The organism is Ammonifex thiophilus (genome assembly GCF_003368535.1).
Taxonomy (GTDB): domain Bacteria; phylum Bacillota; class Desulfotomaculia; order Desulfotomaculales; family Ammonificaceae; genus Ammonifex; species Ammonifex thiophilus.
The window spans coordinates 1-11,605 of sequence record NZ_QSLN01000031.1; the positions used below are offsets into that span (position 1 = coordinate 1).

Below are 11,605 nucleotides of genomic sequence, written 5' to 3' on the forward strand. Positions count from 1 at the left end.
ACAAGCCCGCTCGACTTGCATGTGTTAGGCACGCCGCCAGCGTTCGTCCTGAGCCAGGATCAAACCCTCCGTTAAAAGCTTAAACGCTTCCTAACAGAAGGCCGATCCTAACCCCCTGCTTCCTCTCTTCAACCACCACTATCCAGTTTTCAAAGATCGGTCGCTCACCACACGCAACGCCTATCTTAGCATATCCGCCCGAGCGAGTCAAGCGGTTTTCTTTTGAGGTCTACCTGCTCGCCTTAGCGAGCTTTCCAATATTATTTTAATGCTTCTCCGACCGGCTGGCAATAGGGAAACGTACTTCGGTAACCACCTCCGGATCTATCTCCCCTTCCTTCAGTTCCGGGTAAACCTCTTCCGCCGGCCCCTCCAGGCGGTAGCCTTGCTCGTAGATAGCCCGGAAGAAGCCCGGCAGAAGAAACTCTATAGCTTTAAACCCCCCTTGATGCCGCACGCAAGCCACTTTGCGTGAAGGCAAATCTTTTACCCCTACATTTTCCCCCTCTGTAACCTCGGTCTCGCCGGTGACCGGAATCTGCACCTCCCATTCCCGGAAAGGGTAGGGCATACCAACCGGGTTGCTCAGATAAACCAGAACCGGAGGCCCAGCAACCGTGAGCCCCGCGTTGACGATCCACTTCTCCAGTTCATGCACCGCCAGGGGGAAGCTCTCCATATCTCCTTTCTTCCGCAGATAGGCTACTTTCGTCGGGGGGAGTTCCTTTATAGTTACCTCCATACCTTTAACCCTCCTCCGGTCTGCTGGCCAGCAAGACGCACTGGCCGTAAACTACCCGAAGACCAGCTCTCTCGGCCGCCTCCAGCACCGCGGGAGATTCTGCGCCTGGCTGCAGCCATATCTGCTTTATTCCCAGCCGAATCGCTTCCTCGACTACCTGCTCCGCCACCTGTGGAGGCACCACGATATTAACTACCTCAGGAAGCACTGGCAAGGCACTTAAAGAGGGGTAGCACGGGTCGCCGTCGATCTTGTGGCAGTTGGGGTTCACGGCGTAAACTTCGTATCCCAGCTCTTTAAGCTGAAAGTAAATGCGGTGCCCATATTTTTGCGGATCACGCGAGGCACCCACCACTGCCCAGCGCTTTTTTCGCAGGAAATCGGCTAGATCTCCTTTCACTTTCCCTCCCCCGATAGATCCTCTCGCGTTTTGTAAAAAGTATAAACTATCTTCATCCCGGTGTCATCAGCTTTCCAGCCCTCCCGCGCGGCCTTGTTTTTGCTGGTTTCCCAGGTTTTAGTTGCTTCAGGCCAAACTTTATGTTAAAATAGAAACTAACAACCGCATAGTGTATTGCTGGAGCGCTGAATTCTTCCTCGGCAGACCGAGGGGGAAGCGGGGGACCCGTCTCTTGGGGTGAATCCCGGCCTTGCACGGCCGGGTAGGGTCAGGCTTTCGACCCGAACCCGTCAGCTAACCTCGTAAGCGTGGAAAGCACCGGACGCCCGGTAAGAGGCGTAAGGTAGGTGCCTTGCCCGCTTTTCCCTCTTCGGTGAAAGGCGGGCTTTTAATTTGGACCCGCTCCGGGAAAGGAGGGATCTGGAACGCATGGCTACCGTAGCTTTGCGTTTTCCGTCTAAAGTACGGCTGGTGGTGGTATCCAACCGCGGTCCTTTCGTCCTTAAGGAAACCGCGACCGGAGTGGAAAAGCAGTGGGCAGTAAGCGGCCTGGTGTCGGCTATAATGCCCCTCTTCCGCACCACCCCAGGCACCTGGGTCGCGTGGGGAGGGAGGTTTGCTTCCGAGAAAGAGGCCGGCACCACCTACCAGGAAGGCAATTTGAAGTGGGTGGAGGTGCCTCTAACCCGCCGGGAAGTAGAGCTTTATTACGATGGTTTCGCTAATCAGGTTATGTGGCCCCTCTGCCACCACTTTTTAGAGAAGTGCGTCATTGATCCCGATTGGTGGACAGGTTACCGCGAGGTCAACCGGAAGTTCGCTCACCTTACCGGAAAAGTGGGATATGATGCCGATCTCATCTGGGTGCACGATTATCACTTGGCTTTGGTTCCCTCGCTCCTTCGCCAACAGGCTTTCGGCAAGGATAGCCCGAAGATCGGTCTATTCTGGCACATCCCTTTCCCCGGACCGGATACCTGGGAAGTAATTCCTTGGTCCAAGGAAATAATAGAGGGGTTGTTGGGCGCGGACGTAATCGCCTTCCACGTCCCTAAATATGTAGAGAACTTCTTGCAGTGTGTCCGTGCTTTCACCGACGCCACTCTGCTACCCGGGGGCAAGCTGATCTTCTACCAAGGCCGGGTGGTAGAGGTTCAGGCCATACCGGTAGGGGTGAACCAAGAGCTATTTTCTTCGCTGGGAAAGGATCCGGAAATAAGAAGGAAAGCTGAGCTCATCCGAGAGCAGATAGGCGGAGAAAAGCTGTTGTTGGGAGTGGAACGCCTAGATTACAGCAAGGGGGTTTTAGATAAGCTTAGCGCTTTCGAGCGCTTCCTAGAAAAACATCCCGAATATCATGGGCGGGTAACCCTCTTGCAGATAGCGGTGCCTACCCGTAACGGCATTGGAGCTTATACTGAGCTGCGCCGACGGGTGGAGGCTCTGGTAGGGAGGATAAACGGGCGCTTCAGCACCCCCGCTTGGACGCCGGTACGTTACTTCTACCGCTCCTTCGACCAGAAGGAGCTGGCGGCCTTTTACTTGGCCGCCGATGTAGCCCTAGTAACCCCTCTGCGTGACGGGCTCAACCTGGTGGCTGCCGAGTACGTAGTGACTAAAGGAGAGAAACCGGGGGTGCTGGTACTAAGCCGCTTGGCCGGGATCGCCTGCCACCTCCGGGAGGCCTTGCTGGTCAACCCTTACAATCCCGAGGACATGGTGGAGGCCATCCGGCAAGCCCTGGAAATGCCGGTGGAAGAGCAGAAGAAGCGGCTGCAAGCTTTGCAGCAGAAGCTGGCCCGCTGGACAGCCGCCACCTGGGTCAGAAGCTTCCTCAAAACCACGCTCGAGCACCGGGCCGAGTATTCGGTGGCCACGCCGTGAGGGAAGATTTGCTAGACCTTTTACAAAAACACAACGCGCGGCTTCTGCTACTGTTCGACTACGACGGGACCCTGGTACCCATTGCTCCCACACCGGACAAAGCCCGCCCGGACCAGGAGTTGGTCCGGCTGCTGAAAGCTTTGGGGCGGCGCTACCGCGTGGCTATTGTAAGCGGCAGAAGGCTGGAGGAAATCCAAGCCTTCCTGCCCCTAAGTGAAATATGGGGTTGGGCTGGGTGCCACGGGGCAGAAATAAAGGTGGCGGGGAAGGAGCTCTGGCGGTACTCCCTTAGCTCGGAGGAAAAAGCTTTGAAAGATAAATTTCACCTTTACCTAGCCCAGCTGCTGGCGGGGAGAAAAGGCTTTCTCCTAGAAGACAAGGGTTTCGTCTTGGCCCTCCACTACCGGCTAGCCGATAAGGAAGAGGCGAAAATAGTGAAGGAGGAAGCCCGGCGGGCGGCGGAGACTTTCCTACCTCGCTGGCAGATCCGTCCCGGTAAAAAAGTCCTAGAGTTTCTGCCCCCCGGGATTAACAAGGGAGCCGCCGTGGCCCGTCTTTTAGCCGAAGCCCAAGGATTTTTGCCCGCCTATTTCGGCGACGACGCGGGCGATGCCCCCGCCCTTCGCTTGGTAGAAGAAAAAGCGGGGATCGGGGTAGCAGTAGGCTCCCAGGCTCCTCCAGCATCTTTCAAACTTGCTGGGCCTGAAGCTGTGCGGCAACTACTTCTTCGGCTCTGCCAGCCATAGCTCGCTGCCAGGCCCAGGCGGTGCGCACAAATTCGGCATGGACAAAAGTCTGGGGGAAGTTACCCCATTGTTTTCCTGTTTCCGGGTCGAAATGCTCACCCCATAGATAAAGGGAAGTGGCGTTGTTCAGTAGCATGTCGGTAAGCTCCCAGGCACGTTGGAGGTTGCCCGCCCGCAGGTGATAACGTGTCAGCCAAAGTTGAGCTAAGGCGAAAGGAAGAATGGCGCACTCGTAGCGGGCCACGGCCCGGTAGATGAGGCAGCCACGCGTGCCCTCCAACGCCTGGATGGTTTTAAGCATACGCGGGTCGCGGGGAGAAACCAGGCCGTAAAAGACCAAGGCCAGCACCGAAATGTCGAGGGGCGAATCGTCGTCGTAGAGCTGGGTGAAAGCCTGGCGCTTTTCCGACCAGGCGTAATGTACCACTTCGCTCTGCATTTGATAGGCCGCTCCTCGCCATATCCCCGCTAACTGGCCGAAACCCAGCTCCTGAGCCAGGCGCGCCGCCGCCAGAAGCCCTCCGTAGGTCACGGCCTTGCCGTAAGTCCACTGGCTCTGATGCTCACGGAACTCCCAAATGCCGTGCTCAGCCCGGAACCAGTTCCGTCGCAACCAGAAAGCGGCCTTGCGAATAGCCGGCCAAATTTCCCGCAAGTAGGCCTTATCCCGGGTAAGCGCATAGTGATACCAGAGGCCGTAAAGCACGCTGCCCTCGTTATCCAGTTGCAGCTGAATGGCCGCTTCGTTGCCGAAGCGAATAGGCTTCTCCCCGTTCGGCCCCTCTAGGTCCAAGATCTCTACTTCGGAAGGAATGGTTCCGTCGATGGTGTAGAGGGGGTGGGGCCAGTTTCCGTCCGGAGCCTGGAGGTGCAAGATGAAATTATAAAACTTGCGCGCCTCCTGGTGCAGCCCCGCCTCATCGAAGGCCATGGCCGTGAGGAAGCCGTCCCTTATCCAGCAGTAGCGGTAATCCCAGTTCTCTTTACCGCCGGGGGTAGCCGGAAAGGAAGCCGTAGGGGCAGCCAAAATGGCACCGGACCGATGGTGGGTGAGGAGTTTCAAAGCCAGCAAGCTCCGGCAGTATGCCTTGTATAGCGGACCTTTAAGCCATGAAGGTATCCTGGCCCTTTCCAGCCACTGTTCCCAGAAGCGCACTGTCTCTCCCAGTGAGGCCTCCAGGGCCCTCTGTACCTCTGCCTCCGCCTCCTTGCGGTCCCGACCATAGCCCATGACCAGGCGGAATTCTTCTTCCCCACCTGGAGGTAGGGAGAGCTCTATGCGGGGAAAGCCCAGCGCTTCTTTAGAAATCGTCAGTAAAAGGTAGAGGCACATATCCTGATCGAAAATGAGGAAGGCATTTCCTTCCTGCCGCCGCACGAAGGGGCGGAAGGAAGTGCGTATGGGCACCACTTCCACTTCTATGGGGAGACGCAAAGGCTGGGTAGTGGTGTTCTTAACCTTCACCAAGCGTATAAAGGCGTTCCTTTGCCAAGGCATAAAATCTACAATTACGCCGTGAAACCCGGCCCCTTTAAAGAAGGTCTGCAACACATTAGTGCGGTCGTAATACTCGTGTCCGGTATAGACCACCCGAGCTTCGGCTGGGAAATGCAGCCGCAAAAACCCTCCCCGATAGGGGTCAAGCGCCGCCGCAAAGAGTGGAAAGCTGTCAAACCGGGGTACGCAGAACCAAGATATCCGCCCCTCCGGATCGATGAGGGCTACCGTTTCCCCGTTCCCCACCATGCCCAAGTAATTCTGTAGCTTGCGCATTACCCCGACTCTCCTTAAGGACCGTCCTGGTATTCTATTATATCGGCCCTCTTTATATCCAAGGTTACGACCGGAGGCGCCCAAAAGCTAGCGGTTATTTCATCCAAAAATTAAAAGGTAGCCCTGGAGTGCAACACCATTGTCCCCCACCTCTTAGCCAAGTGCCAGACGAAATGACTGTGGCCCAGCAGGAGAAAAGCCACCATGGCACCGATGAAAGCTCCCACCAAAACTTCCTGAGGGGTGTGTCCCACCGGACTTTTAGGCAGTTCTTCTTCTATCTGCCCCATTTTTTCTTTCTCAGCTAGTTCGCGCAAGAGCCGGGAATGCCTGCCTGCCAGTCGGCGCACTCCCATGGCATCGTGCCAAACAATGAGAGCAAAAACCAAGGCCATGGCGAACTCGGCCGAATCAAACCCTAAACAAAGCCCCACGGCTACAGCTAGGGCTGAGACCATGGCACTATGGGCGCTGGGCATGCCCCCATCGGCGTAAAGCCATTCCCAGCTCCACCGGCGCTCGCGCCGCCAAGCGATAAAGCTCTTTATGCCCTGCGTTACCCAACAGGCAGCCAGCGGAGCCAACACGAGCTTGTGAGCCAGAAACCAGTAGCGTAACATATCATCTCCCCTCCAGCATTTCACTTAAAGTAACCGCCTTGAGACTCTGCGTAGCGAACCACGCCAGGACCTCTGGCAAAGCCTTTAAGATAACTAGGGAGCGGTGAGGAATAAAACTTCCATCGTGGCAAAGGATTATGTCCCCCGCCGAAGCCCGCCGGAGGCGGCGGACCACTACTTCCGGATTTATCCCCCACAGCCAGTCGGCGCTGTCAAGCGACCACAGAACGATATCCACCCCCAATTCCTGCGAAGCTCGGAGCACTCGGCCGTTGAAGCGCCCCCAGGGGGGACGATAAAAGCGCAAAGGCCTTCCGGCCAGCGCGGAAATAAGGCTGATCGATTGGCTTATTTCCCTCCGCGCCCCCTGATAGCCGCGGAGGAAGACGGGAAAATGCTTCATGCCGTGGCTACCCACCTCGTGCCCCTCCCGGATCATGGCCTTTATCAACTCCGGATAGCGCTCCGCCTTGCTTGCGAGGACGAAAAAAGTAGCTCTTGCCTGGAAACGGGCTAGGCACTCGAGTAAAAGGGGAGTATAAAGCGGATCCGGCCCGTCGTCAAAGGTGAGGGCCACCTTCCCGCCTTCCCGTGGGCCCTTTTTAATCACTCCCATTTGCTCCTCATCCCACAGTAGAAGATCTGAACCGGGACTCCACCTGCTCGGCTATGAGCCTCGCCCCCAGCAAGGCCGCCTCCGGGCGGGCAACCTTTTGGGCCGCCTCACGCATGACCCTCCCCTTTTTTCCCCAAAGAACCTCCTCTAGCAGGGAAGGGAAGAGCGCAGGAGAGGTCAAGCGTACGGCGCTTCCCGCCTCCAGGTAGTAGGTCAGATTGGCTTCCTCCTGCCCAGGCAAAGCACGGTATACAATGACCGGCAGGCCAGCAGCCGCCGCCTCCGCCAGGGTCAAGGCGCCGGCTTTGCCCACCAGGCAGTCCGCCGCTCGCATGAAAAGCGCCATATTTTCCACAAAACCCAGGATCCGAAAGTGAGACAGGCGACCAAACCGGCGCTCCAGCTTCCGCCGCCATTCCTCGTCCTTGCCGGCCACCACCACCGCCAGCAGGGGAAAAGGCGGGCGAGCCAAGAAGAAGCAGATCTCCTCCAGAAAGGCCGCTCGGCCATAACCCCCACCGCTAATCAGCACCACCGGTACATCCTTAGGAAGGCCGCAGAGGCGCCGGGCCTGCAGATAAGAAGGAAGGGCACCGAAGGAGGGATCGATCGGAATCCCGGTGACGGCGATTTTTCGCCTTTCCACTCCTCGTCGCTCCAGTAGTCTCGCCACCTTCTCATCAGCCACCAGGTAAAGATCTACCCCCGGATGCACCCACTCGGCATGGGCGGTGTGATCCGTGACGACCATCACCACGGATACTTCCAGCTCCCCGCATAGGCGCATTTCCCCCGCCACCCGCCCCGGCGTGGGGAAGGTAGCTACCACCACCTGGGGCTGGAGCATCCGGCATATGCGGAGGAGCGCCTTGCTCCCCCACCTGTCCCAGGGATAGCGCCGCTCCTGCTCGGTATCCGTGAGGTGATAAAGCCAGCCGTACCAGGAAGGAACCTTGCGGATGAAGGCCAGGTAAAAACGCTGGGAAAAGCGATCAAACCAGGGATTGACCTCCCGAACAAAGTTGAGCACCACACTCTGCCACGAAGGTCTTATCTGCCCTAAAGCCTTCTGCAAGGCTTCGGCTGCCCGTATATGCCCCGCGCCGTATTCAGCGGTCAGAAATAGCACCCGTGCCACTATGGTTCACCCCTCTTCCGCCTGCCGGCAGGAGCACGGTGAACGTACACCCACCTTCCGGCCGATTCTGGACACTTATGTGCCCCCCATGCTTCTCCACTATGAGCTTGCTTATGGCCAAGCCCAAGCCTGTGCCGAGCTCCGAGCGCGAACGAGCCGCACCGGAATAGAAGCTGTCGAAGATCCGGGGTAACTCTTCCGGCGGGATACCCGGTCCTTCATCTGTAACCTGTACACGCAAAAGCCCATCGGACTTTTCCGCTTCCACTAACACTCTTCCGCCCGGTGGGGAAAACTTAATGGCATTATCTACCAGATTCATAAAAACCTGCACTAACCTTCCCTCATCGGCGTAGACCGGCAGCTCCTCCCGAGTTCTAAACTCCAGCTGTACCCCTTTCTCCAGCGCCAAGGGAGACATTACTTCCTCCACAGTGGTCAGCACCCGGCGAAGGTCTGTGTTCTGCCAGTTAAAGGTAAACCGCCCACTACGCAAACGCACCAGCATAAGTAAATCGTCCACCAGGCGACGTAAACGCTCGGTCTCGCTAAAGACCCTGGCCAGATAGGATTGCTGCTTCTCTGGTGGGATGGTGCCGTCGAGCATACCCTGGACAAAGCCCCGGATGGAAGTGAGAGGGGTTCTCAACTCGTGCGAAACGTAAGCCAGAAATTCTTGTCTCTCCCGATCTATAGCCTCGAGCTGGGCCGCCATAGCGTCCAGCGTACGGGCCAACTGCCCTATCTCGTCCTGGCGGGCGGTATGAAAGCGCACGGAAAAATCCCCCTTGCCCATGCGCAAAGCCAACTGCCCCATCTCCTCCAGCGGGCGCGTAAAATGCCGGGAAATCAGGTAGGCCGGGACGATAGAAATCAAGAAGGCGCCGGCAGCGGCCAGCCAGACCAGCATTACGCTCTCGCGCACCGGCTCCCGGATATCGGCTACTGGGAAGAAGGCCAGTAATATCTTGTCGTTCACCCGCGTAGCCCCCACCATGATGTCCAGAGACGGGTCGCGGGGATCGGTGAAGAAGGTGGAACAAAACTCCTGCGAACTAAGTTCTTTGTTAAGTTTGGCCAACATGCCTTGAGTAGGACCGATATCCAGTTGGGGCGCGGTAGTGAAAAGAATCCTTCTCTGGGCATCAAGAAAACAGAAGTGAACTCCTTCCAACCGGTCAATGAGAACCAGCGCTCGCTCAAAGGCCGGTCTTTTAATCTCCTCGTGCTCGTACTTCTCGGCGAACTCCTTACCTTCTTTTAAAGCTTCTAGGAGCAAAGAACTGTAGCTGCGGTAGAAATACCGGGTAAAGAGGGAAGAGAGGACCAAGCTCAAAATTAATGTGTTTATCAAGGCGATGCCCAGCCCGAACACCAGTACCTTAACGAATATGCGCTGCATCTTCCCCTACCACCAGCTTGTACCCCACACCCCAGACTGTCTTTATGTACCAGGACTTGGGCAAGCCGTCAAGCTTCTCGCGCAGGCGGTTCACGTGCACATCCACGGTTCGGGTATTACCGGGAAACTCGAAGCCCCAAACCCGCTGGAGCAGAAACTCCCGTGTGAAAACCCGGCCAGGGTGAGAAGCTAAAAAGTAAAGGAGCTCGGTCTCCCTCTTGGTGAGCTCCACCCTCCTGCCCGCCACTTCCACTACATAGCTTTCCAGATCGATCGTGAGGTCAGGAAGATCCACCCGCCTCGGCCTGGTTTCCCCAGCCCGGCGCAACACCGCTTTCACCCGGGCTATCAGTTCCTGAGGGTCGAAGGGCTTGACCACATAATCGTCCGCTCCCAACTCAAAGCCTTGCAGCTTGTCCTGGAGCTCCCCTTTAGCAGTGAGCATTATCACCGGCAACTGAGAGCTCGAGCGGATCTGACGGCAGACTTCCCAGCCGTCGATCCCGGGTAGCATGAGATCCAGAATGACTAGGTCAACAGCTTCGTCTTTTAAAATCTCCAACGCCTCTGCGCCGCTTGCCGTCGTAAGTACCCTGAAACCGTACTTCTCCAGGTAAAGGCTCACCAACTCGGCAATATTGCGATCATCCTCCACCACCAACACGGTGGTCGTTCCTTCCCTAGTCACCGTTATCGTCCTCCCTCCTTCCGATCACCAACTTTTATTCTACACCTCTGCCATTTGCTTTCGGACTAGAGAGCCCCTTCTCGCTTGTAAACAAGCTGTAAAAAGCCTTGTCCTCTCCATCTTCTCCGCGGAGAGGAGGAAGGGCGAGAATAACCAGCGAAAACGATCAGAAAACGCAAAGGAGGTCCGCTGAAAAGTGCACTTGGGTCGTGGAGGAAGCGGAGAAGAAATTTTTCTACACGGCGACTCTTTGATAGTCCTATTTCCAGCCCCCCGACGGGTGGTAAGCACGGCACGCCTGAATGGAGGCTATCGGGAAGACATAAAGGCCGTTTTCAACCATCATGTTCCTCCTTGTTCCCATGGTCACGATCCCAAAACTCTCCCCGGTAGGAGCTGGGAGGGATACCTGGCCTATACCGCCCAAGAACTTGGTCTTTCTCCAAAACACTCCGTCGGCTTACTCACTGCCGCTAGGATGGAGAACGCCTCTTGCAAAAGCGAGCGATACCGAAATTTAGAAGTAACAGCTATAGTGACCGCCGGAGTAGATGTGAACGGCGGTAGGGCCGGCGACCCCGCCCGGTACTATGAGGAGGAAGGAAAATGGATCTTCGTGGGAGGCACCATTAACATTATCCTGCTTATAAACGGCAATCTCCCTCCCCACACCCTGGTGCGCTCCGTAGTGACCGCCACTGAAGCCAAAGCTGCCGCCCTTCAGGAGCTCATGGTTCCCAGCCGCTACTCCCGAGGCCTGGCCACAGGCTCGGGCACAGACCAGATAGTAGCCGTGGCCGACCAAGAAAGCCCTTACCGATTCTCCGATGCCGGTAAGCACTCTAAACTGGGAGAGCTCATAGGAGCGGTGGTCAAGGAGGCGGTGAAAGAAGCCTTGGAAAAAGAGACGGGGCTCAATGCCCAGCGCCAGAAAAACTTTCTGGTCCGCCTTCAACGCTACAATCTGGGTCCAGAAGAGTTTTGGCAGCAGGCAGAAAAGGAAGGGGGCAACCTTGCAAGAGAAGCTTATCTCAGCCGCCTGAATCAACTGGCTCGGGAAGAAAAAATGGTAGCCCTGACGGCAGCTTTACTTCACCTGCTGGACGAGCAGGAATGGGGTTTACTTTCCCAAGAAGCGGTGAAGGAAATCGGCTGCCGTCTAATCAGCTCCTATCTGCCGGTGGAAGCTCCCCAAAAGACAGTAAAGAACCCAGCTGATGACCTTCTTCGCCTCTTGGTGCGAGGAGTTAACCGACTCATCAGCAGTTGGGGGCAACTTCCGAGCGGTAGGGCTCTAAGCTAAAAAGTGTGGAGTAAGAAGGGGGAGGCGGCCGAAGAGCCAAGGGATAGTTTAGCACACCACAACCCCAAAGGAGGCTCTCGACCGCCTATGAAACAGTTTATAGCGGAACTTCTGGGACTGCAAGGATGGATTATCTACCGGGTAAAGATCGAATCAGATAGGATTGACGTATACGCCGGGCGACCGAGGAAAGAAGCCAGCTGTCCTTCCTGCCAGACTCTTACCCGGCGGGTTCACGACCGGTCGCGCGAGTGGAGGCCAAAACTGCACACCCGATGCAACGGGCTACCGG

12 protein-coding genes, 1 rRNA gene and 1 riboswitch are annotated in these 11,605 nt (G+C 56.7%); of the genes, 4 read left to right on the plus strand and 9 right to left on the minus strand.

The annotated features are described in order from the left end of the window. From DXX99_RS10490 to DXX99_RS10500, 3 genes are all read right to left on the minus strand, one after another. A 16S ribosomal RNA gene (locus DXX99_RS10490) occupies window positions 1-75 on the minus strand; the annotation flags it as partial. 190 nt (window positions 76-265) lie between these two features. Continuing rightward, entirely contained in the window at window positions 266-742 is a 477-nt protein-coding gene (locus DXX99_RS10495) for a GyrI-like domain-containing protein (protein ID WP_115793431.1), read from the minus strand. Window positions 743-746: 4 nt separating this feature from the next. Further along, window positions 747-1,142 (minus strand): CoA-binding protein, encoded by a 396-nt coding sequence (locus DXX99_RS10500; RefSeq protein WP_115793432.1) that lies wholly within the window; start codon window positions 1,140-1,142, stop codon window positions 747-749. Window positions 1,143-1,315: 173 nt separating this feature from the next. Then, a riboswitch (cyclic di-AMP (ydaO/yuaA leader) is annotated at window positions 1,316-1,465 on the plus strand. Between the two features lie 106 nt (window positions 1,466-1,571). Here DXX99_RS10500 and DXX99_RS10505 point away from each other — a divergent pair. Together DXX99_RS10505 and otsB are read left to right on the plus strand one after the other, a co-directional pair. Next, window positions 1,572-3,026, plus strand: coding sequence for an alpha,alpha-trehalose-phosphate synthase (UDP-forming) (locus DXX99_RS10505; protein ID WP_115793433.1), 1,455 nt, complete (start codon window positions 1,572-1,574; stop codon window positions 3,024-3,026). After that, the gene (gene otsB, locus DXX99_RS10510) at window positions 3,023-3,772 is read left to right on the plus strand and encodes a trehalose-phosphatase (protein ID WP_165847837.1); all 750 of its coding nucleotides are present in this window, start codon (window positions 3,023-3,025) and stop codon (window positions 3,770-3,772) included. The genes DXX99_RS10505 and otsB overlap by 4 nt, the downstream gene beginning before the upstream one ends. Here the strand turns inward: otsB and DXX99_RS10515 are convergent. The 6 genes from DXX99_RS10515 to DXX99_RS10540 all read right to left on the minus strand — a co-directional run bounded on the left by DXX99_RS10515 (window position 3,714) and on the right by DXX99_RS10540 (window position 10,010). Next, on the minus strand, window positions 3,714-5,546 hold the full coding sequence (locus DXX99_RS10515) for a glycoside hydrolase family 15 protein (RefSeq protein ID WP_115793435.1): 1,833 nt from the start codon (window positions 5,544-5,546) through the stop codon (window positions 3,714-3,716). The two genes, otsB and DXX99_RS10515, sit on opposite strands and share 59 nt — an antisense overlap. A 110-nt stretch (window positions 5,547-5,656) precedes the next feature. Further along, window positions 5,657-6,166 (minus strand): divergent PAP2 family protein, encoded by a 510-nt coding sequence (locus tag DXX99_RS10520; protein WP_115793436.1) that lies wholly within the window; start codon window positions 6,164-6,166, stop codon window positions 5,657-5,659. Between the two features lies 1 nt (window position 6,167). Next, window positions 6,168-6,782, minus strand: coding sequence for a polysaccharide deacetylase family protein (locus DXX99_RS10525; RefSeq protein ID WP_115793437.1), 615 nt, complete (start codon window positions 6,780-6,782; stop codon window positions 6,168-6,170). Between the two features lie 7 nt (window positions 6,783-6,789). Beyond that, complete coding sequence (locus DXX99_RS10530; RefSeq protein ID WP_115793438.1) at window positions 6,790-7,920, minus strand: MGDG synthase family glycosyltransferase; 1,131 nt, start codon at window positions 7,918-7,920, stop codon at window positions 6,790-6,792. Continuing rightward, a complete protein-coding gene (locus tag DXX99_RS10535) occupies window positions 7,892-9,322 on the minus strand; it encodes a sensor histidine kinase (RefSeq protein ID WP_115793439.1) in 1,431 nt (476 codons plus the stop codon). Before DXX99_RS10535 ends, DXX99_RS10530 begins: the two co-directional genes overlap by 29 nt. Next, on the minus strand, window positions 9,303-10,010 hold the full coding sequence (locus DXX99_RS10540; RefSeq protein ID WP_115793440.1) for a response regulator transcription factor: 708 nt from the start codon (window positions 10,008-10,010) through the stop codon (window positions 9,303-9,305). The genes DXX99_RS10535 and DXX99_RS10540 overlap by 20 nt, the downstream gene beginning before the upstream one ends. Window positions 10,011-10,206: 196 nt before the next feature. On the opposite strand from DXX99_RS10540, the gene DXX99_RS10545 reads away from it, so the two are divergent. Then, window positions 10,207-11,313, plus strand: coding sequence for an adenosylcobinamide amidohydrolase (locus tag DXX99_RS10545; RefSeq protein ID WP_115793441.1), 1,107 nt, complete (start codon window positions 10,207-10,209; stop codon window positions 11,311-11,313). Between the two features lie 87 nt (window positions 11,314-11,400). Then, the coding region (locus DXX99_RS11380) for a hypothetical protein (protein WP_205664708.1) at window positions 11,401-11,605 on the plus strand (205 nt) is incomplete at its 3' end.

What these genes read in the sequence shown, in the direction of transcription:
- DXX99_RS10495 (WP_115793431.1), bottom strand. Translation starts at nt 742, where the DNA reads ATGGAGGTAACTATAAAGGAACTCCCCCCGACGAAAGTAGCCTATCTG.
- DXX99_RS10505 (WP_115793433.1), top strand. Translation starts at nt 1,572, where the DNA reads ATGGCTACCGTAGCTTTGCGTTTTCCGTCTAAAGTACGGCTGGTGGTG.
- DXX99_RS10515 (WP_115793435.1), bottom strand. Translation starts at nt 5,546, where the DNA reads ATGCGCAAGCTACAGAATTACTTGGGCATGGTGGGGAACGGGGAAACG.
- DXX99_RS10520 (WP_115793436.1), bottom strand. Translation starts at nt 6,166, where the DNA reads ATGTTACGCTACTGGTTTCTGGCTCACAAGCTCGTGTTGGCTCCGCTG.
- DXX99_RS10525 (WP_115793437.1), bottom strand. Translation starts at nt 6,782, where the DNA reads ATGGGAGTGATTAAAAAGGGCCCACGGGAAGGCGGGAAGGTGGCCCTC.
- DXX99_RS10535 (WP_115793439.1), bottom strand. Translation starts at nt 9,322, where the DNA reads ATGCAGCGCATATTCGTTAAGGTACTGGTGTTCGGGCTGGGCATCGCC.